This window comes from Colwellia marinimaniae (genome assembly GCF_002207865.1).
GTDB lineage: Bacteria > Pseudomonadota > Gammaproteobacteria > Enterobacterales > Alteromonadaceae > Colwellia > Colwellia marinimaniae.
Genome location: NZ_BDQM01000041.1, coordinates 13,785 through 33,564, shown reverse-complemented (window position 1 = coordinate 33,564; position 19,780 = coordinate 13,785). Strand labels below are relative to the sequence as shown.

Here is a 19,780-nt window from a genome sequence, read left to right as displayed (position 1 = left end):
AAAGTATAAAAAACGAACAAAAAGAAGTCGCTTAACAAAATTAGGGTAAACAGTGCCAACTATCTTGAAAAACACCGATAATGAGCTTAAACCAGCCCCACAGACATGCAGTAAGTTTTGGTTAGAATTGCCCTTAATATGATTCATGGTTTCACAAAAGCTAATGTCAGATTTTGGCTATCAGTTGACCTAAAGAACAACCACTAGCTAACGTCCGGAATGCGCACCTTGTTGTCATTACAAGATTGATGATTAGTACAGTTATTTACAGAACTCCAAGTAAAAGCATCTTTGCCATTCTGGCAGACAACTAAAGATAAGAATACGGTAACGTGATTGTTTTACTTTGATCTGAAAGCTTAATTGCTAGCTAAAGCCTTTTTGAGGTGTACTTGAGTCGTTTATGATTTTTCTATTTTCCATTGGTAATGGCGAGTGACGATAGCTTTACCCGTAAGCCTTTCACTTTGAGTATCAGTTCTCCATCATAATAACCCTGTAAGCATTCGCTGGTATGCTCATTACTTCCGCTCGTCAACAAGTGCCGAGGACACGTCTACATCAATTACGTTGAAACGAAATATCCTAGTGATTAAATTCACCATGATTAAGATAATAAAGTACTTTCTTGATAACCTTATTGCTTTTCATCATAAACGGATGTGTCACTGGTAAACATATATGATCTCTCATGCCATCAAGCTTGGTATTTTCTACCGATACCTTGCCGTCATCTGGCTTCGGCAGCATTGTCGAAAGAATCAGATTTATGCTCCGAGTTCCGGCAATGATACCCAAATCAAAATTCGCCGAGCCTAGTTTGTTTGGTACGCTGCTTGCTTCGGTGCCAAGTTGCACACCAGCTGGACCATTGAACAGTTTAAATCCTGGTACATTTCTCAGTGAATCAACAACCTGACTGCCCTTATTTGGTGGACCAAGCATTACTACACGTCCCAAATTTTTGATTACTTTGGTACTTAAATATTGTCGAACAAGAATGCCACCCATTGAGTGAGTGACAAAATGAATCCTACTTGCTTCTGGGCATTGGCATAAAGCAGTACTAATGGCATGTTCGGCTAACTTATCAACACTGTACTTTCTCGATGGATAGTTACAATTGATGGTGTGATAACCCTTTTCATTCAAAATGGAGGCAAGTTTACTAAACGATCGGTCACTTCTTGCCAAGCCATGTAGAAGTATCACAGTTTCACTAGACTTCACTTGAGACGAAAATAAAACTGACACAATAATAATTCCTAAAGTATATTAATCGACCATGTAACTGAGCTAGCTTCTGAGTTATAGAGTGTTGATAACTCTTCAAAACTTATCAATTTAGACAATAACGCTACACGGATGGTGTTATTTGATAATCCAGGAGAACATTTGTTCGCCCTTGATAGCATGCGCTGTTAATGGCTCAAAAGACATAATGTACCCTAAAAGATGTTTTATATTGGATATACCTAAGTACAACCCTTAAAAGGAGTATTACACGATGTTAATAAATAATAGCAAAGCTTTTTAAATGGATAAACGTGCCCTACTCATTATCACTGCTCAGGCTTTTAGTCTTAGTTAAATGCTTGTATGGTTAAGGGGCTTCGCTATACAATAGCGGCGTTTTTAACCATATAAGCATTGCTCTTGAAAGCCAACCCAAACTCCAACATGAAACCTAGCTTTAAACACAATTTAAAATTAAGTAATCGATTACAGAAAATTGAAAAAATGGTGACCTCACAGTACGACCATATTTGGGATTGTTGCTGTGATCATGGTTTGCTTGGCAGCGCTTTATTGTCACGCCAAGCCGCCGATACTATTCATTTTGTTGATATTGTGCCAGAGCTAATGGCTGAAGTAGAAAATAAGCTGCAGCGTTTTTACGCAAATAAACACTCAACTTCATCTTTAAGTTGGCGAACTCATTGTCTTGATGTGGCAAAACTTCCTTTAGCGTCATATCAAGGAGAACACCTAATTATAATTGCCGGTGTTGGCGGTGATTTAATGATCAAGTTTATTGAGGCTATTTATCAACAATACAAAAACTTAACTATTGATTTTTTACTGTGTCCCGTTCATCACCTATATCCATTACGTAGTAAATTAATCGAATTAGATTTCAGTTTGAAAGACGAGATGTTAGTGGCAGATAACCGACGTTTCTATGAAATACTGCTAGTTTCATCGGCAAGTGCAGCAGATAGTAAAGTAAATAAAAAAGTTAGTCCGGTTGGCGATAAAATTTGGCAGTCACAATTAACGACAGACTTAACTACCGACTTAGCTTTATCCTCGGACGAACACTCAATAAAACACCCACAAGCCGATATAGCTGATAAATACTTGCAGAAAACCCTGAATCATTACCAACGTATACAGCAAGGAAAGACCAACGACGTGCAACATATCATTGACGCTTATCGTGCTGTAACTTTGTAAAATTGCTTCGGTCGTTTTTTATTGGAAACTTTATGGAAATGCTCGTAACCTACTGAAAAGGCGAAGGGATACAGACAATATAACAGCAGCTGGTTAGCTGGAAGTTGCACACAAAAGTTCTATATGTTCCGTATACCCATGCTCACTATAATTACTTGAATGGTAATTCATAAAACCATGTAAGTATTTAACGATTTCACTTTTTACATGTTTTTTTGTTGAAAGGCTAGCTTGTAATTCTACAACATCAAAATGAGCTTCACTTGCCGGAAAAAACAAATTTATTTTAAAGCGTGGTTCAATTTTGGTGTAATTTCTTATTTGTGAACCGTAGTAGCAAAAAGCTTGGTTAATAAAATTATGATCCTTAATTTCAGACAGCCGCCAAACAACTGCCGCACCAACACTAAAAGCTATTAGAGTTACGGGAGGTTCAATTGACTCTATTGCCTTTAATAAAATAGCAAGGTAGTTATCAAGTCCAACATTTTTAACAAAATATGAGTAGGCATCACCTTCATTATGAAAGCTCATATTTTTACTTTCGTAGGGATCAATAATGGTGGACGCTGCTAGCTTTTTAGCTATTTCTAACAAAGCGGGAGTTACACCAAAAATATCTGCAACTATAATTATACTCATAAAAATTTTTCAGCCAAGGCCTCACTAAGAGACAAATAATAATTGTTAATGCAAAAATAGTAACAGCAAGTATGCTAAATAAGTACGTCTCTATTTTAAAAAATTATGTGCTACCAGTTAACAGTAACGTTTGAGCCTTTTGTTCATTCAAGCCTTAGCTATACCTGTAGTAGAACCTATAAGCAAAGTGATTTTTATTCATGCCTCTGTAGTTTACTCAGGAATCATTTGTAAACGTCATCTTCGAAGTCTCTGATCGAAGATCCATTGCTATTTAGATTCTGGGTTCAGGACAATAAGCTCCATGCATTGACTAATAAGTGCCATCAATGGCATGTCCGATTAAAACACCACGGAGATGACAATCCTGAGCCAAGTGCATAGGCATGTTTTTTTTAATATCGAACCTATTTAGGGCTTAAATATTTAATTAGCTATAAAATTGTCACTAAAAAGGGGTTTTAACTGCCCTACTGATAATACTTTACAATAAATTTGCTATATACAGGTAATCGATATTTAATTAAATTAGTGAAGCTTTAAAATAGTTGTTGCATATGGATAACGCAAAAGTGGATTTCAATTACTGGAAGTTGGCCAGCGAGCTTGAAGCTGGGCGTAATAGGGTTTTGCGCATGGTTGCTAGTAATGAACAGTTATCGTTAATTCTTAAGACCCTTTGTGAAAAAGCACAAATTTATGATCCTCAAATGTTATGTTCTGTTCTGCGTTTAGACCCTGATAAAAACACCCTTCATCCTATTGCCTCAATTTCTTTACCTGACTCTTATTGCCAAGCATTAGACGGCGTTGCTATCGGTGCTGGCGTTGGTTCTTGTGGTACGGCAGCATTTATTAAAAAACGCGTGATTGTTGAAGATATTAATACTCATCCCTACTGGGCTCAGTATAAAAGTTTAGCGTTAGATGCTGGTCTACAAGCTTGTTGGTCTGAACCTATTATTGGCGCTGATGGTATTGTTTTTGGCACTTTTGCTATTTATCATCGCGAGCCGCAAAAGCCTACCGAAGATAACCTAAAATTTATTGAACTGAGTGCGAATTTAGCCGCTGTTGTTTTTGAAAACAATTCCAATAGAGAAAAATTGTTACATGCCAATAACTTATTAAATAAAACGATAAATGAAAGGAATTTAGAACTTGAAAAGGTCAATACCGAGCTTGGTAAAGTGATTGAGCAGCAAAACATAAAGTACCGTTTAGATATTACCACGGAGAAAATGTTAACCACCAGTAGTTTAATTTCGGGATTTTCTCATGAAATTAGTACACCAGCGGGCAATGCCCTTACGGCAATGACTGCTGCTGAAGATAAACTTATCGTCTTGAATGAAAAATTATCTAGCGGGAATTTAACCCGTAAATTTTTTATTAAAAATAACGCCGAACTAATCAATTTAGTGACCATTAGCAAAAAAAGCTTATTAAAAGTAAGCGATTTATTACAACGATTTAACGAGGTTAATACCTGGACAAATATTGACAGCACATCACTCTTTGCCATTAAAGACTTTTTCGTCGAAGTTAGAAAGGCGATGAGACGTTTATTAGGTTCGCATCAACTGGTCATTCAAAGTGAGAACTTAAACCTGGTAGCAAATAAAGAAATATTGTGGCAAATATTCTTTAATCTTATCGAAAATTCCATAATACATGGTTTTGAAAATATCACTGAAGGGACTATCCATATTAATATTGTTGCTGATGAGGATGAATTGATTATAAATTACCAAGATAGTGGTTGTGGCATTTCAGTAGAAAAAACCTCTAAAATATTTGAGCCCTTTTATACCTCAATGCGAAGTAAAAAAAGTTTAGGCTTAGGCCTTTGTATTATCAGTAATTTGATTAATCACAATCTTCAGGGACGCATTAGGCTAATAGATTCGCCTATTGGGGTTAGGTTCGAAATCATTTTGCCTAATTATATCGACCTTAGTAGTTGATTATTTTCTAATAAATTACCGCTATTATTTGGCTCTAAGCTTCATTAATTTGTGGCGGCCAGCGGCTTGTTCCTGTTTGTGCCATATGATTTATCCCCTGTTCAAAAATTTTCTCTCCGACATAGTTAGAACGTTGCGGCCTACTAATTAGGTAACCTTGAATATGTTTCACGCCTAAAGTTTTTAATAGCTCTAGTTGCTCTTTATTTTCAATACCTTCAGCAACCACTTTTAATTCAAGCTTTAAAGCCATATCGACAATCGAGTGTAATATTTTCTTGTATTTAATATTATGTATCGCTTCGGCAACAAACAGCTTATCAATTTTTAATACATCTACAGGTAAATGAGCTAAGACAGATAATGAACTAAAACCAGTGCCAAAATCATCGATAGCAATCATCACGCCATCGGCTCGCAGTTTTTCTAGTTCATTAAACAATTCATCTGATGCTTCAATAAAACAACTTTCGGTTATTTCTAACATTAATGAATGTGGCGGTAAGCCCGATTTAGCAAGACTTTTGATAATCCAATCATACAAAGATTTATGTTTTAGTTGAATAGGTGATACGTTAACTGAAATTCGTACCTTTTTCATTCCTGCGTTATACCAAGCCGCCATTTGACGACAAGCTTCATCAAGGATCCAATCACCTAAATCAAGTATTAAATTAGAGTCTTCTGCAATGGGAATAAACTCATCGGGTGCAATAGTGCCTTCAACGGGGTGCTGCCAACGTACTAAAGCTTCAAAATAACTAATACCAAAATCATCAATATCAATGACTGGCTGATAGGTTAAAAAGAAATTAGTTGAGTCGATTGCCTGACGCATTTCATCAAGCAAATAATGATAACGGCGTAATTTAGCACCCATTTCAGCGGAGTAAATACGGTAAACACCACGACCTTCCGTTTTAGCGCGGTACATAGCAACATCGGCCATTTGTATTAAAGCGTAAGGGGTGGCAGCACTATCAGGGTATATAGCAATACCGATACTGGCACTAATTTTTATGGTTTTATTACCTAAAATAAAATCTCTTTCTAATTCTTGCAGTATATCAATTGCTACACTGATAGCGTGCTCAGGGTCCTCTAAATCTTTAATAAATAAGGTAAATTCATCACCACCTAAACGCGATAAATTGTATTCAAGGGCATTGTCATCTTGCTTAAAGCTAAGGTTTTTTCGACGTACTATTGACCTTAATCGTTCGGCTACTTGGATTAATACCTCGTCGCCAAAGGAGTGGCCGTATGAGTCATTTACCGACTTAAAACCATCAAGGTCAATAAAGAGTAAACCACTCTTTGTTCCTGTTTCATTGGTTAGTATTAGCTGCTTATTTATATGATCCAAAAAATGATATCGGTCAACAAGCTTAGTGAGCTTGTCACAGAAACTATGTTGCTCTGCCTTAATCTGGTATTCATTGCTAATTTGTTGTAAAAAGTCTAAAGAATGATTTAAAGCATTTAGATCTGCTGCACTTTGATGGCTATCGCTAGTTAAATTATAGCTGTTAATGATACAGTCAACTTTACGACAAAGCGGTGCTATTTCTTTACTCACCTTGTTACGGTAATACCAGGAATTAATCACCACAGTGGTCAGTGCGATAATAAATAATGCGGCAAAAGGGATAGCCATATCAATGAATGAGGCTAATATATGCTCTTCAAATGAGTGTATGTTAACTTGAGTGTGCTGTTGCCCTGAGATAATAAAAATTTCATCTTGGTATAAGTAGCTTTGCGGATTTAACAGTACTGTTGTTATTAACTTGTCAAGATTACCCAGGGTAACCAACTCAGCTTTATCAACCGTTATAAAGCCATTTTGATTCACTACGTTAGCACTATTTTTTGCCATGGAAGCAAGTAATAAAATATAGGTTAATAACAAAAACACTGACATGAAAAGTGCATTTGCCTTCCAAGTACCCGTTTTAATATTCGCCATGACTGTATCCTATAATAAATAAAATAAACTACATCCAATCATTATTTAATGTAAAACCATTAAACAACAATATAATGTAAAAAAAAAGATCTTTTTACTTTTGCTACAGCCATACTATTATTTCTATTGGAGTGGTTTTCTGATAAATTCGCACAATTGCTACAAGAAAAGCCTCAGATTTTGGCTTACTTCTTTTATCAGTGAGTCTGGTACTGCTTGCTCCCAGGCGTATTTATTCCAGTATGAGACCACTTCGATGGTCTGGTTTAACACCTCATCTATCTTTCGTTTGCTAAAAATGACATTAAAGACCATGCGTTTAAATAGCTGCATGGCATCGTCTGGACTCAGCAGCAACTTTCTTGCTGTGTTAAATAGCTCAGCATTGAGTATGAGCTTATATGCTCAAGGCCGTTCAATGTTTGTATATGTATCTTGTCATTGCCGTGGCGATCAAACCTCTCGGTGATAAAATGTCTGCGTTTTCCTTCATTGAGTAAATGGCATGGCATCAATACCACATTCTTTAGCTAATAAATGGTAGGTATATTCCATCGCGCCATAACCCATAGGGTCGCCAAAGGTTTCTTGATTTTTGTTGTGTTCGCTAACGCCGTCAAATTTCATCAGGTAATGGCGATATGTCTTGTTTGGGGATAAAGGAATTGAGCTGCTCTGTTATTTAAAGCGCAATGAGAATAGCTATCATGGACTCAAGTGTTGATTTCCCTTTTTCGCTATTGGTTACTGCTTTAAGAGATAAACCGGCTTTTTGAGCTAATGCTTTTTGGGTGAGGTTGGCATTGAGTCGAGCGATTTTAATTCGTTCGCCCAGTGCACCCGCAATGGCATACGCTGTTAATTGGTAAAAAGACATAATGTACCCTAAAAGATGTTTTATGGGTGATATACCTAAATACAACCCTTAAAATATTTCTTAGGATAGTACTTAAAAACAACCTAAGCACCGTACTTAACCAACAGCCACTCAAATTTGTCACTAGCAAAATACGATAATTGTACTTTATATAGGCTAACATGGTAAATTGAGGCTCTCATCGGTTTAACTCACTAGAAAGATTGATTTTATTGAATACACTACCTGAAATAGATGACCTTAAAAGCAAAAATGTCACTCAACCGCATGTTATTGCCATCTTTGTTTTAGTGGGTATGTGCATTACAGCGGTCATGGCTATTATTGCGTTTTATAACAATAATAACCTGCTAGCCGCCGTTTTAATGATGGCTAGCTTTATTTACTTTATCGGCTATTTCGTGTACAAAACGTTCCAAAATACCGCATTAATTTCAGTAATAATTCTTTATTCACTGTATTTATTAATGTTTTATCTTGTCTATACTGGCGGTGTTGGCAACTCTGGGCCTTTATGGATTTTTATGGTGGCACCGGTGTCATTATTTATTCATGGCTTCAAACGAGGTCTATTTGATATTTTCATATTCATCACTATTGTCGGTGTCATTATGTTTATGCCGACAGACATTATCGCTCACCCTACATACAACACAGAATTTAAATTACGTTTAATCTACTCTTTTTTAACGGTAACCTTTCTATCCGCTTTATATGAATATTCACGCCAGCAGTCTTTTAAACACATTTTAGAGTTGACTAAAGAATACCAAAAACTCGCCTACTTTGACCCCCTAACACATTTATCTAATCGGCGTGATGCGCTGAGAATTTTAAAACGTGAGCAAGCCAGAATGTTACGTACTAAAGAGCCATTGTCAGTTGCATTATGTGATATTGATCATTTTAAGAAAGTTAATGACAACTACGGCCACAATGCGGGTGACGCTGTTTTAGTAGAGCTGGCAAACATATTCTCCGATAGTATAAGAAAACAAGATTGTGTTGCTCGTTGGGGAGGTGAAGAATTTTTATTTATTTTTCCACAAACATCGGCAAAAAATGCCTATATCATTACAGAAAAAATTAAGCAGAAGATGCAAGATCATTTGATTCATTATCAGGGTCAAAAAATCAAAGTGACTTTTAGTATGGGCATTGAAGAACTTCATAGTAATCAAAGTATTGATGAGGCTATCAACAGTGCTGACAAATACCTCTATCAAGCGAAAAGCTCAGGAAGAAACCAAATACATCCTAAGTTTTAATTTAATCATTATTAATGAACAAAATTTAGTGCCCGTTCCTTCATGGTGCCCCTCCCTCTAGTCAGTTAACGGTTAGAGCGAAGTTAAAGTCACCGCACTATTGTAGGTGTATTAAACCGGTTGCAACATTTTCAAAACCATGGCAAATATATTCTTGATTTGGCCGTTTCTTCTTGGCTATCTTGTGAAAATGCTCATAGCCCACTGAAAAGGCAAAGGGATTGGCGTTGTAATCGGCATAGGCCTGATCGCTGCCGTTCTTAGCCTCTCTAATACCAGCAGCGAAAGAGCTTAAGAAATCATCACGGTTGTTGATCAAAATGGTTATGTCACCACTGCCGTCATCAACAAGCTCTAGTGCACCCAATTCAATGTACTTATCAACTACGACAGGATTAAAAGCACCACGGTATTGTTCAGTTTCCATATCATATGAAATGGGAGAATCATCTGTTGCTTCCATAAATGAGACAAATAACTCTCTTACTTTCTTTGAAATCACGCACTCTTCCTTACTTAACCCATCTTCAGGGAATTAATCAACTTAGGCTATTTTATATTAAAACTCGGACGTATAGGACTTTTACTGCTCGGTTAAACATAAAGACTTGCCAACATCGACAACAGGTTTGCTTACCTTATTAACTATCAAACTCATAAGAATAACTATAGGTGAATAACTATAGTTGAATAAAAATATGTGGCCAAATAAACTATGCCACTGCACCGTTTATTATGTCGGCACCATAACTGGCTTAAATTTAACCATAAAAAAAGCCCTTAAAGGGCTTTTAACATTTAAACAAGTGAAGCACTCATCATCGGCGCTATGCCTCAGCGGTTTTTTTGTAGTTCAATAGTCTACTAAGGAATATTTCTACGCCAATAAAAGCAAAAGGAACAATTGAGGCAATAAATAACGACAAGCAAATGCCAAATGACCACTGTTGCTTCTTAGCAACTATCAGAGATAAGAAGAGGTAAAGCATGAATAACAAACCGTGAATCATACCTAATTGAGAAACATAATCTCGGCTGATAAAACCAAAGGTAATGCTTAATAGAATTAAGAAAGATAAGCCTTCTAACAAACTGACGACACGAAAATACTTGAGCATTATTATTACCGGTAAAACAAAAGCGCATTATCCTGTCCTATGAGGATGGCGTCAAACTTATAAGCAGAGCTAACCGCATGAGCTACAATTTATTACATATAGCGGCTCAACATAACCCTAGGCAGTTTAACTGTAAGCCTTTACTTATATGCTATAAAGGCATAAAGGTATAAAGGGCTACAATATCGTCTGCCAGCACCGCGTTTTAAATTGTCCTTTATGCATAACAGTGCCATTGCAGAAATTAGTTACTTTTTCTTGTCTGTTTATCTACCAGTTCGTCCACTGATTTTTTAACAAAATCGTATTGATGGTAATCGTCATCTACAATGTCGTGGTCTATTTTTACTATGTCTAAGTCAATGGTACGCGGGCCATTTTTATTGTTGCTCCGTACTCGCCCCAATTGTGCTTCTATGGCTTTTAAATGGTTTTTCATCTCAGTAACATTGAGCGAACAATAAAATGAAAAGGCAGTATTAATAAAGTCTGCCTGTTCGGTAAAACCTACAGGTTTGGTACGTAGTAATGTGGCTATATTTACCTGTGAGTCGATTTTTTTAATCTGCTCAAACGCTAGTTGAATATGTTTGTCAGCTTCAATATTTGAGCCAACCCCGACAATATAAAATGGCATTAGGCAAAACGTTCCGCCGTAATAGAGACACTTTTTGCGTAACGTAAGGCTCCTGGCTTAGCAATTTTTATCTTGGCGTGTAAGGCGCCATCAAACGATAGAATCAACTCTAAGAGTATGCCCAGTAACCGCTCAATAGTGTTATAACTGGAATTCAACACTACCGATAAAATCTCTTTATTGACTGTGCGATAATTAACACAATCCGCTATATCATCAGACATCATCGCCTTAGATATGTCGGTATCAATCCAGTAATCAATGATGAGTTTTTGTTTGTTTTCACGTTCTTCATCGGTAATGCCGAGAATGGCATAAATTTCTAGTTTTTCAACATATATGGTGGACATTGTAAGTGACTCCCTCCGTCTATTTGCAGTGTTTGTCCCGTAATAGAATGATTTTTTGATAAAAATTCAATGGCTGAAAATAAATCAGCTAACGGCACTTTTCGTTGTAAAATATTGATGTCTTTGGTCGCCAATTGAGCGCTACTTTTGCTACTCAACGGACTACTAATCTGGGTACTTACCTCGGTATCAGCAACTGTGGCCTCTAAGACAAACCCTGGTGCTATGGCATTAACCCGCACATTGGGCGCACATTCTATTGCCGCCAATTCAGTTAAGGTTTCTTGGGCTTTTTTTGAAATGAAATAAGCCGCTTTACTGGTGTAAAGGTGTGACAAATTGGCATCGGAAATATTAATAATTTGGCACGGCTTGTTTTGTTTTATAGCCTGTTTTACCAAGGCCTGAATTAATAACCAGGGACTGGTAAGGTGAATATTAAGGTTGCTTTGAATTTGCGCTAAAGACGAAGTAAGTAATGAGCCTTGTTCAAACACTGAAGCATTATTTATCAGTAGTTCAATATGAGGCACCTGCTTAAGAAGTTCCTCAAAGCGTTGTTCAATGGTCGCCGGCTCATTTAAATTGGCCTGCCATAAGAATACCTCAATATTAAATGCTTCTAATTGCGTTTTTAACGCTAATGCTGCGGTTTCAGCTTGATGATAATGCAGAACAATATTCTTGCCACTTTTAGCAAACTCTTGATTGAGAAACGCACCGATACGCTTTGCCCCGCCGGTGACTAATACCCAAGGTTTACTGTTCATCAATCTCTAATCAACGTTAAAAATTCAGCGCGAGTGTCTTTGCATTTCAAAAATGAACCAAGCATACAGGAGGTTTTCATTTCGGAGTTTTGTTTTTCAACACCACGCATACGCATACATAAATGAGAGGCAGACATGACCACACCAACCCCCTTAGCATCAGTAACCGCCATAATCGCGTGGGCAATCTCCTGGGTTAAATTTTCCTGAATTTGCAAACGACGGGCGTACATATCAACAATACGTGCTATTTTAGATAGTCCTAATACTTTGCCGTTGGGGATATAGCCAATGTGACAGCGACCGGTAAAAGGTAACATATGGTGTTCACATAATGAATATAATTCAATGTTATTAACAACGACCATAGAATCACAATCCGAGTTGAATAAAGCCCCGTTAATCACGGAGTTTAAATCTTGCTCATAGCCTTGTGTTAGAAATTTCAACGCTTTTGCGGCGCGTTTAGGTGTGTCTATCAAACCTTCACGTTGTGGGTCTTCACCTATTTGTTCAATAATCGATTTAAATTCTTGTTCCACTTTTTAAATACCTGTTTAATTTGTTAACTTAATAGAGCATGTTTACACATGCTATTTGTACACCTCGTTGGATCACAGCTCTATACCCACGTTCATGGGCAACCTTAGTTAGTAATCTCGAGCAATATAAAACGTCTTGTATATACAAATCATTAGAAATTAGCACTCGCCCAGTGACTTAACTCTTTAATGGGGTTAGGAAAACCAAGAGTATAGACAAAGCGATTTTCTGTATCATCAAAAATACTATTCCCTACACCAAGCAAAACGAAACCATCTACTAATAGTGCACTTGCATCTTTGGCACATTCCGTTTCAATAATCTTGGTAACTTGATGAAGTATCTCTTGTGAGCTAGTAATTTCTGAGCTGTTCATGATAACCCCTAAACTTATAACTGTTATTATGTAAACGGTTTAGTCATTCCATCTACTGCCTACTGATTAACTTACCCTAAAGCCCTTAAATTTCAAGTTCTTATTTTAACTAAATTGAATTGTTTAACTTGAGGATTGAATATTAGTGATAATACTTAATAATTTAACTACTTATTTCCCTTGAATGATATTGCTAGATTACCAAACAACCCGCATAGCTAAGTTAGTTAATGAGTAAAATCATCAAAAGATACAGGGAAATTAATAAAATTAATGAGATTAAACAGCGTCGGCGATAATCCCTTCCCACAGGGTTCAGTAAACTAGGAAACAATAAAAAGTTTAGCGGATTAAAGAGGGTTTTGAAATTAAGCATAGCAACATCAGGCTTGCGTCCACGGTAGATCATTTTAGAAAAAAATAATATAAAGCGAAATAATAACACCGGGAAAGCGATGAATATAAACAAGGTTAATGATAGTTCAAATGACATTGTCAGCTGAGCCATTGAAAAGTTCACACCATTATTCCAAGCATCTTCTAGACTGGCAGAGAACCAAATGTGCATGAAGATTGTCACTAACATAGAAAAGACGATAAACAGCAAAGAGTATCGAAATAATCGCGGCCAATTAATAATAATCTGCTGCATATATGCCCTTTAAATTTATGTATAGCGCATGTTAACCATCAATCTTACTATTTTATTACGACTTATATAGCGTTGCCTATTTATTATAGGATAAATTGCATGTCGTGGCAGTGGTGCTTCATCAAGTATAATCCTGCGCAATAAAGGTTATTTAACCTCAATTACCGCCAGTGTCTTGCTGCTTAGTTATTTTAACTGTAAAAATAAACCAACAGATTTCAACCAGCATTGATGATTTAATTGATAACACAAACAGAAAATTTTACTTTAGATGTTCGATATTGCTCATTCAGAGCAAAGCCAGCTACCAATCAAATTTGAATGTTGAAGTGAAATAACTGGCTTTTCTTTTACTTAGATGTTCTTTAATTTTGTCTGTTGTAGGGCCTTGCTAATAACTTAAAGAGACTCTATCCAACCAAACTTGTCTTCACGGGTACCATATTGAATACCCGTTAATTCATCATAAAGAGCCTTAGCCACTGGACCGGTTTGATTATCATTAATAACAAAATCTTCGCCTTTAAAGCCCAACTTACCCACGGGAGAAATTACCGCTGCGGTGCCACAACCAAAAACTTCAGTTATTTTGCCACTTTTAATATCTTGTAAAACTGTTTCAATATCTAAATACATCTCAGTTATCTCATAACCCAGTGTTGGTGCAATTTTTAGAATAGAATCACGGGTTATACCGGGTAAAATACTGCCACTTAGCTCTGGTGTATAAATATGCTTACCTTCGTAAACGAAACAGATATTCATTGCGCCTACTTCTTCAATATATTTACCTTCAATCGCATCAAGCCATAAAACTTGCGAATAGCCCTGTTTTTTAACTTCTTCAGAGGCATAAAGACTGGCAGCATAATTGCCGCCGGTTTTTGCTTCACCGACACCACCCTTAACGGCTCTTCTAAGTTCGTCAGCAACATAAACAGAAATAGGTGTTAAGCCACCGGAAAAATAACTACCTGCAGGACCGGTAATGATAAAGTGGCAATAACTAGTGCTTGCGCCTAAACCGAGTTTAGCCGTGGTCGCAATCATTGTGGGTCGTATATATAATGACGCGCCTTGTTCATTGGGCACCCAAGCTTGGTCTAACTGCACCAAAGATTTTATTGCGTCAAGATGAAGCGCTTCATCAACTTTAGGCATTACCATACGCTCAGCAGAGCGATTAAAGCGCTTAATATTGTCTAATGGACGGAACAAGTTTATACCGCCATCAGGTTTACGATAGGCTTTTAGCCCTTCAAATATTTCCTGACTATAATGAAAAACCGCAGCGGATGGGTCCAATGTTAAAGCGTGATAAGGGCTGATAAGCGCATCATGCCAGCCTTTGCCTTCATCAAATTCTTGGGTGAACATGTGATCAGAAAATGTTGCGCCAAAACTGTATTCTTTTGGACAAGAATTACGCTGCGCCGGTGCCAGTGCTTTTATTTCTATAGACATAGTTTTTCCTTTACGGTATCCGTTTTTAGTATTTTAATTTTGGATGGTTAACGTTTAGATTATTTAAGCTTAAATGTTTCTGACGAGGATTACTCGCTGAATCTCACTCGTGCTTTCATATATTGTGGTGATTCTAACATCACGTGCTAGTTGTGCTAAAGCATATTCTTTAATATATCTAGTACCACCGTATAACTGTAATGCGATATAACAGCCACCATCAGCTATTTTATGAGGAAAATAACAATAACTTGTCAGAAAAAGTCTTTTAGACGCTTTTGAGTGAATAATAAGTCAATCACGCATACATGCTGCTGACTCATTTACCAAGGCGCCTATTCTTTGCTTGTTTTTACTCATTGATAATACAAAAACCATTACCAAAAGGATCCACACAATGAGCAATAGAGTCCCAGTATCCGCTTGTTTTAAGTCTGCAACGTCAATGATCACTAAAAGTTTTATCATTTTAATTTTCCTTAATAGTTGTTTTTATGCATAATAACGAGGATTACTGTATATACGTAGCTCTGTTGTTGTTTAGTGTGGGCGAGTAAACAAGCGAGACGCATAAACCCATCCATGGGGCTCTGCACAAGCATCAGGACAATATGCTCCATGCATTGTCTTATAAGGTACGTCCTTTACCGTTATGCTTGTGACGCTCGCTTTTATCACACCACCAACACTCACTGTAAAATCAATAGCTTACTATATTAGCAACACCTAACTACAAAATGCTAGTTGGCTTACTCACCTACTTGATGCGGAGAGTTACGCTAAAATTGGGCCAAAGTGGTCTGCCTATACCGGAGCGGCTGGTACAATTCATGCCTTACATATTTTAAAAATTTACGGTTATCAAGTAACTGATTTAACACATTTATTAAAAAGCGTGCATCTGTCATTTTTACAAAATCCAGACGTAACAGAGGTGTATGGCAACTACACTAGCGCTGCCTTTTCATGAAATAACCTCAGGTCAAAGTGGCATGATGCATGCGGCTTTAGCTTTGTATCGAAAAACCGGTAACAACTGCTGGATACGCCGCTATCGGTAATCATATGAGGGATATAAGCTTTATCACTGTCTGCTATCTGCGCCGCTCTGTGTTCACCGATTATGCTCGTGCAAGCGCTTAAAGCCAAAAGCCTTATTCAGTGATTATTGCTAGTAATACTAAGCTCTTATGAGGACAAAAAACTGCTTTCATATACCGGTAATAAATCCCTTTACGTCAACCAAGCAAGCGCGTCATCACGATTACCGAACACTTCAATGTTTAATGTTTTAGAACTTGGAATGGTTGCTGAAAAATCAGCACTCATCTTGGCCATTCTATTTGGCGCAAATACGGCAATTTTATCTATAGCAGCTAAGGATCCAAATTTTATTAGTGCATCGAGTTGGCTTGAATAAGAATGGCTTTTGTTAATGAGTAATGAAAATGACTGACTAAAAAGTGACAATAAGCAATGATGAATTTCAGCTACCATGGTCATATTAATATCAACGCCACTATCAACGGTGATTTCAGCAAGGTCATCGCGCAGAACACAAATTCTGGCAAATGAGATTTGGATTATATCCATATAATAATTTTATTCCTGAACCCTAGACTTATTGCCCTCAATAAATCTAGGTATAGCTAAGTGTACTGATAACATTAAAGTTATAATGTATATAGTATAACTTCAATGTTATTTTTTTTATAGCATAAGCGTCAATAAATAGGACAAATACCCTATTATTAACAAGTTATTGATAAGTGATTAACAGGTGATTACCAATGAATAGGATCAACTTTGTAATAATTTGTTAATTGGCGATACAGCTCAGGATGTTCTTGAGAGAACTGTTTAGATTTTTCAAAAAACACTTCACTGACTACGGCAAAAAACTCTGCTGGCTCGGTCGCGCCATAATAGTCAAATATTGAGGGTGTGCCCGAGGCCGCTTGCCTTTTAAGAATTTCAAATTGTTGTGAAAATATTTTAGACCAGCATTGATAACTTTGTCCTTTTCCTAAAATAGGCGCGCCATTAGCCTTACCATTCTCCTGATCCAGTTGATGGGCGAATTCATGAATAACCACATTGTGACCATCATTAGGTAATTCTGCGCCGTGTACGCTGTCTTGCCACGATAATACTATCTTGCCAAAGTCCCAAGACTCTCCTGATAAGGCAACTCTTTTGGTGTATATAGTCCCATCAGGGTTTAGTTGGCTCTGCTCTTTAATAAACGCACTTGGGTACACTAAAATGGTTTTTAATTTTGGGTAATAATCGGTTTTTCTATTGAGCAGCAATAAACAGGCTTGCGCCGCTATGGTAATTTTAATTTCATCGGTAATTTTAACGCCATTACAGCCAATGAAGGTTTTTTCTGCAATAAAAACTTGTATATGTTGCTTTAGCTGCAGCTGTAAATCCGTTGGCATTTGCCTAAAATAAGGCATTCTTTGCTGGATTATTTTACGCCATTGTTTTTTAAAAGGTAAGCTTCTGAGCTGATCGCGCTTATATTCACGCCAATACGGTTTTGCCATTAAATAACCAATGATGGCAACAGCAATGAACAAGGGTAACAAAGTAGCGAACATAAACATCCTTACAGAGTGAACATGAATAATAACTTGGTACGCTTTGGGGGAATTTCAAGGCTTAAGGTTTTAAAATGATAGTGCAGACTGAATAGCGTGGCAGAAGAACAGCGCCATATATCAAATTTTTTAACCCCTAACGTGGCTTGAAATCATTGATAATAGCCGTGCTAATTTACCCGTATGGATAAAGTAGCACGATTTATTGATTGCAAGGTTATAGCCACGCTACTTGAAACTGCATCTTGATGTGGTTTGGCTATATATTGAGATTTAGCGTCTTATCGTTAAAATTAGTTTCGACTCTGCTGATTATTTAAAGGTGGTACTTAAACCCTCTATTAACTCAGCACTTTTATTGACTTCAATACCACAGTTATTGACCTGCTCAGCTAAATCCGCATTATTTTTCGAGATACCGTCTATGGTGATAATGCTCTGATTGATTTGATTAGCGACAACACTTTGCTCCTCAGTTGCCGTTGCTATTTGCGCGGTCATATCACTTACCATATTGACATTAGTGATAACATTTTCCATTGCTACCGTTATTTTCATGGTGTCTTGTGAGCATTCTTCGGCATTAGTTTTACTGGCCAGCATTACCTTACTCCATTGCTCTAACGTTGTTTGTAACGCTTTTACCGACGTTTCAATTTGCACGGTAGCACCTTGGGTTCTACTTGCTAAGGTTCTTACTTCATCGGCAACCACGGCAAAACCACGGCCTTGTTCACCGGCCCTTGCTGCTTCAATAGCCGCATTTAAAGCCAGTAGATTCGTTTGGTCGGCAATACCTTGTATTTCAGACATAATGACAGAAATTTTATCGACATCCTTAACTAACTCAAGCGCACTTTCTGCCGCTATGCCAACTTCGTCTGCTAGCGTAACTATTTTAGCCTGGGTTACTTTAGTGATCTCAATATTTTGCTGACATTCATCTTGAATATGAACCATTTTATCATGAGTATTGGTGGTATTGGTACTCACCTCATCTATGGTGGCGCTCATTTGAGTGATTGCTGTGGCAAACTGTGCAAGATGAGAGTTTTCCTCATGTATGCCTTCGAGCATTTTATTAGCGGCTTGTTCAAGTTCAGTCGCTACTTTTAGCAAACCTCGGCCTGAATCTTTACTGCGCCCTAAAATGGTATTTATTTTTGCTTTATATAACTCTGCGGGGTAATTAATGATGCTGGTTAAGCCTTTACCTGAAAATATGTATCGGGAGGGGCTATCAATTGCTATTTTAGTCTGTGCCGCTACCTTTGGAAAAACAAACAACTCCTCGGTAAAAATGATAAAAATGGCCCCTATTGTGGTCAATAAAATAGCCGTTGAGATTAATGGTGCTGAATACTGCCAGTTTGCTATACAAGCAAGCAGGATGACAACGGCAGCAATGATACGTTTTAGACCGGTGTTAGCATTAAAATCGACTACTGATTTGCCATTATTAAAGCCGTCATATAACTGCTGAGCTTTTTGCTTTTGACTATCGGTTGGCTTAGTTCTTACTGACTGATAACCGACAACTTTATTTTTTTCATATAACGGGGTTATATAGGCATCAACCCAGTAAAAACCACCGGTTTTGCAACGATTTTTAACCATACCACGCCAAGAATCACCTCGCTTTAGCTTTTGCCATAAATCAGCAAAAGCCTCCTTAGGCATACTGGTATGACGAACTATATTATGATGTTGGCCAACCAACTCAGCTAGGGAGTAACCTGAGACACGACAAAACTCATCATTAGCGTAAGTTATTCGGCCATCGAGGTCGGTAATGGAGACCAGTTGTTCGGATGCTGAAAAGGTTATTTCATTTGAGGAAGTATGGTTCATTAAGATATATCCAAAAAGGTGAGTCGGTAAAGTAATTTGAAAGCTAAAGTTTAGCTTAGTAATCAAATAATTATCGTTGGAGAGCAATATTAAGCACTTTTATTTGATATAGATCAACATTTAACGTACTAAAATGTAATTTGAATCAACTCCCTTAGTGTAAAATTGTGCTATTGAAAATAATTTGTTAATGCAAGTACAAAAGCTGTTACTGCCATTGGTTTGCTGAGTAG

General features: G+C 37.2%; 23 protein-coding genes. 4 read left to right on the top strand and 19 right to left on the bottom strand.

Translation table 11 applies throughout. The annotated features are described in order from the left end of the window. Positions 1-585 precede the first annotated feature (585 nt). Complete coding sequence (locus tag MTCD1_RS16500) at positions 586-1,212, bottom strand: esterase/lipase family protein (RefSeq protein ID WP_231733018.1); 627 nt, start codon at positions 1,210-1,212, stop codon at positions 586-588. A 444-nt stretch (positions 1,213-1,656) separates the two neighbouring features. Here MTCD1_RS16500 and MTCD1_RS16495 point away from each other — a divergent pair, with 444 nt between their 5' ends. Further along, positions 1,657-2,457, top strand: coding sequence for a tRNA (adenine(22)-N(1))-methyltransferase (locus tag MTCD1_RS16495; protein ID WP_231733017.1), 801 nt, complete (start codon positions 1,657-1,659; stop codon positions 2,455-2,457). A gap of 93 nt (positions 2,458-2,550) precedes the next feature. On the opposite strand, the gene MTCD1_RS16490 is transcribed toward MTCD1_RS16495, so the two are convergent. After that, entirely contained in the window at positions 2,551-3,099 is a 549-nt protein-coding gene (locus tag MTCD1_RS16490) for a dienelactone hydrolase family protein (RefSeq protein WP_057180957.1), read from the bottom strand. Positions 3,100-3,656: 557 nt separating this feature from the next. Here MTCD1_RS16490 and MTCD1_RS16485 point away from each other — a divergent pair. Then, positions 3,657-5,066, top strand: coding sequence for a GAF domain-containing sensor histidine kinase (locus MTCD1_RS16485; RefSeq protein ID WP_057180956.1), 1,410 nt, complete (start codon positions 3,657-3,659; stop codon positions 5,064-5,066). A gap of 34 nt (positions 5,067-5,100) precedes the next feature. On the opposite strand, the gene MTCD1_RS16480 is transcribed toward MTCD1_RS16485, so the two are convergent. The 3 genes from MTCD1_RS16480 to MTCD1_RS16470 all read right to left on the bottom strand — a co-directional run bounded on the left by MTCD1_RS16480 (position 5,101) and on the right by MTCD1_RS16470 (position 7,912). Then, positions 5,101-7,035 (bottom strand): putative bifunctional diguanylate cyclase/phosphodiesterase, encoded by a 1,935-nt coding sequence (locus MTCD1_RS16480; RefSeq protein WP_082606491.1) that lies wholly within the window; start codon positions 7,033-7,035, stop codon positions 5,101-5,103. 489 nt (positions 7,036-7,524) lie between these two features. Beyond that, the gene (locus MTCD1_RS21850) at positions 7,525-7,662 is read right to left on the bottom strand and encodes a hypothetical protein (protein WP_231733016.1); all 138 of its coding nucleotides are present in this window, start codon (positions 7,660-7,662) and stop codon (positions 7,525-7,527) included. 55 nt (positions 7,663-7,717) lie between these two features. Continuing rightward, the gene (locus MTCD1_RS16470) at positions 7,718-7,912 is read right to left on the bottom strand and encodes a helix-turn-helix domain-containing protein (RefSeq protein ID WP_082606490.1); all 195 of its coding nucleotides are present in this window, start codon (positions 7,910-7,912) and stop codon (positions 7,718-7,720) included. 212 nt (positions 7,913-8,124) lie between these two features. On the opposite strand from MTCD1_RS16470, the gene MTCD1_RS16465 reads away from it, so the two are divergent. Further along, entirely contained in the window at positions 8,125-9,180 is a 1,056-nt protein-coding gene (locus tag MTCD1_RS16465; protein ID WP_057180954.1) for a GGDEF domain-containing protein, read from the top strand. Positions 9,181-9,277: 97 nt separating this feature from the next. Here MTCD1_RS16465 and MTCD1_RS16460 read toward each other — a convergent pair whose 3' ends face one another. The 11 genes from MTCD1_RS16460 to MTCD1_RS21290 all read right to left on the bottom strand — a co-directional run bounded on the left by MTCD1_RS16460 (position 9,278) and on the right by MTCD1_RS21290 (position 15,558). Then, positions 9,278-9,682 carry a hypothetical protein gene (locus tag MTCD1_RS16460; RefSeq protein WP_057180953.1) on the bottom strand — a complete coding sequence of 135 codons (405 nt, stop codon included), beginning with the start codon at positions 9,680-9,682 and terminating at the stop codon, positions 9,278-9,280. Between the two features lie 325 nt (positions 9,683-10,007). Beyond that, on the bottom strand, positions 10,008-10,298 hold the full coding sequence (locus MTCD1_RS16455) for a DUF3817 domain-containing protein (RefSeq protein WP_057180952.1): 291 nt from the start codon (positions 10,296-10,298) through the stop codon (positions 10,008-10,010). 244 nt (positions 10,299-10,542) lie between these two features. Then, complete coding sequence (gene folK, locus MTCD1_RS16450) at positions 10,543-10,935, bottom strand: 2-amino-4-hydroxy-6-hydroxymethyldihydropteridine diphosphokinase (RefSeq protein WP_057180951.1); 393 nt, start codon at positions 10,933-10,935, stop codon at positions 10,543-10,545. Next, on the bottom strand, positions 10,935-11,285 hold the full coding sequence (locus MTCD1_RS16445; RefSeq protein ID WP_057180950.1) for a dihydroneopterin aldolase: 351 nt from the start codon (positions 11,283-11,285) through the stop codon (positions 10,935-10,937). Before MTCD1_RS16445 ends, folK begins: the two co-directional genes overlap by 1 nt. After that, positions 11,258-12,055 carry an SDR family NAD(P)-dependent oxidoreductase gene (locus MTCD1_RS16440; RefSeq protein WP_057180949.1) on the bottom strand — a complete coding sequence of 266 codons (798 nt, stop codon included), beginning with the start codon at positions 12,053-12,055 and terminating at the stop codon, positions 11,258-11,260. Before MTCD1_RS16440 ends, MTCD1_RS16445 begins: the two co-directional genes overlap by 28 nt. Beyond that, a complete protein-coding gene (folE, locus tag MTCD1_RS16435) occupies positions 12,055-12,597 on the bottom strand; it encodes a GTP cyclohydrolase I FolE (RefSeq protein WP_057180948.1) in 543 nt (180 codons plus the stop codon). Before folE ends, MTCD1_RS16440 begins: the two co-directional genes overlap by 1 nt. A 152-nt stretch (positions 12,598-12,749) precedes the next feature. Beyond that, positions 12,750-12,974, bottom strand: a complete 225-nt coding sequence (locus MTCD1_RS16430) for a hypothetical protein (RefSeq protein ID WP_057180947.1) — start codon at positions 12,972-12,974, stop codon at positions 12,750-12,752. A 223-nt stretch (positions 12,975-13,197) separates the two neighbouring features. After that, on the bottom strand, positions 13,198-13,626 hold the full coding sequence (locus MTCD1_RS16425; protein ID WP_057180946.1) for a hypothetical protein: 429 nt from the start codon (positions 13,624-13,626) through the stop codon (positions 13,198-13,200). 399 nt (positions 13,627-14,025) lie between these two features. Continuing rightward, complete coding sequence (locus tag MTCD1_RS16420; protein WP_057180945.1) at positions 14,026-15,090, bottom strand: branched-chain amino acid aminotransferase; 1,065 nt, start codon at positions 15,088-15,090, stop codon at positions 14,026-14,028. A 69-nt stretch (positions 15,091-15,159) separates the two neighbouring features. Continuing rightward, positions 15,160-15,297: an acyl-CoA dehydrogenase family protein gene (locus MTCD1_RS22710; protein ID WP_369007712.1), complete on the bottom strand. Its 138-nt coding sequence runs from the start codon at positions 15,295-15,297 to the stop codon at positions 15,160-15,162. 87 nt (positions 15,298-15,384) lie between these two features. After that, on the bottom strand, positions 15,385-15,558 hold the full coding sequence (locus MTCD1_RS21290; RefSeq protein ID WP_157447802.1) for a hypothetical protein: 174 nt from the start codon (positions 15,556-15,558) through the stop codon (positions 15,385-15,387). 470 nt (positions 15,559-16,028) lie between these two features. Here MTCD1_RS21290 and MTCD1_RS22155 point away from each other — a divergent pair, with 470 nt between their 5' ends. Next, the gene (locus MTCD1_RS22155) at positions 16,029-16,151 is read left to right on the top strand and encodes a hypothetical protein (protein ID WP_257721036.1); all 123 of its coding nucleotides are present in this window, start codon (positions 16,029-16,031) and stop codon (positions 16,149-16,151) included. Positions 16,152-16,323: 172 nt separating this feature from the next. On the opposite strand, the gene MTCD1_RS16410 is transcribed toward MTCD1_RS22155, so the two are convergent. From MTCD1_RS16410 to MTCD1_RS16400, 3 genes are all read right to left on the bottom strand, one after another. Then, entirely contained in the window at positions 16,324-16,683 is a 360-nt protein-coding gene (locus tag MTCD1_RS16410; RefSeq protein WP_057180944.1) for a SpoIIAA family protein, read from the bottom strand. A gap of 191 nt (positions 16,684-16,874) precedes the next feature. After that, on the bottom strand, positions 16,875-17,696 hold the full coding sequence (locus MTCD1_RS16405; RefSeq protein ID WP_057180943.1) for a M90 family metallopeptidase: 822 nt from the start codon (positions 17,694-17,696) through the stop codon (positions 16,875-16,877). Between the two features lie 312 nt (positions 17,697-18,008). Beyond that, positions 18,009-19,547, bottom strand: a complete 1,539-nt coding sequence (locus MTCD1_RS16400) for a methyl-accepting chemotaxis protein (RefSeq protein WP_057180942.1) — start codon at positions 19,545-19,547, stop codon at positions 18,009-18,011. Between the last annotated feature and the right edge of the window lie 233 nt (positions 19,548-19,780).

Coding starts and splice junctions, on each gene's coding strand:
- MTCD1_RS16440 (WP_057180949.1), bottom strand. CDS start 12,055: ATGAACAGTAAACCTTGGGTATTAGTCACCGGCGGGGCAAAGCGTATC.
- MTCD1_RS21290 (WP_157447802.1), bottom strand. CDS start 15,558: ATGATAAAACTTTTAGTGATCATTGACGTTGCAGACTTAAAACAAGCG.
- folK (WP_057180951.1), bottom strand. CDS start 10,935: ATGCCATTTTATATTGTCGGGGTTGGCTCAAATATTGAAGCTGACAAA.
- MTCD1_RS16480 (WP_082606491.1), bottom strand. CDS start 7,035: ATGGCGAATATTAAAACGGGTACTTGGAAGGCAAATGCACTTTTCATG.
- MTCD1_RS16425 (WP_057180946.1), bottom strand. CDS start 13,626: ATGCAGCAGATTATTATTAATTGGCCGCGATTATTTCGATACTCTTTG.
- MTCD1_RS22155 (WP_257721036.1), top strand. CDS start 16,029: ATGGCAACTACACTAGCGCTGCCTTTTCATGAAATAACCTCAGGTCAA.
- MTCD1_RS16455 (WP_057180952.1), bottom strand. CDS start 10,298: ATGCTCAAGTATTTTCGTGTCGTCAGTTTGTTAGAAGGCTTATCTTTC.
- MTCD1_RS16420 (WP_057180945.1), bottom strand. CDS start 15,090: ATGTCTATAGAAATAAAAGCACTGGCACCGGCGCAGCGTAATTCTTGT.
- MTCD1_RS16405 (WP_057180943.1), bottom strand. CDS start 17,696: ATGTTCGCTACTTTGTTACCCTTGTTCATTGCTGTTGCCATCATTGGT.
- MTCD1_RS16470 (WP_082606490.1), bottom strand. CDS start 7,912: ATGTCTTTTTACCAATTAACAGCGTATGCCATTGCGGGTGCACTGGGC.
- MTCD1_RS16410 (WP_057180944.1), bottom strand. CDS start 16,683: ATGGATATAATCCAAATCTCATTTGCCAGAATTTGTGTTCTGCGCGAT.
- MTCD1_RS16490 (WP_057180957.1), bottom strand. CDS start 3,099: ATGAGTATAATTATAGTTGCAGATATTTTTGGTGTAACTCCCGCTTTG.
- MTCD1_RS16430 (WP_057180947.1), bottom strand. CDS start 12,974: ATGAACAGCTCAGAAATTACTAGCTCACAAGAGATACTTCATCAAGTT.
- MTCD1_RS16445 (WP_057180950.1), bottom strand. CDS start 11,285: ATGTCCACCATATATGTTGAAAAACTAGAAATTTATGCCATTCTCGGC.
- MTCD1_RS16400 (WP_057180942.1), bottom strand. CDS start 19,547: ATGAACCATACTTCCTCAAATGAAATAACCTTTTCAGCATCCGAACAA.
- MTCD1_RS21850 (WP_231733016.1), bottom strand. CDS start 7,662: ATGAAATTTGACGGCGTTAGCGAACACAACAAAAATCAAGAAACCTTT.
- MTCD1_RS16485 (WP_057180956.1), top strand. CDS start 3,657: ATGGATAACGCAAAAGTGGATTTCAATTACTGGAAGTTGGCCAGCGAG.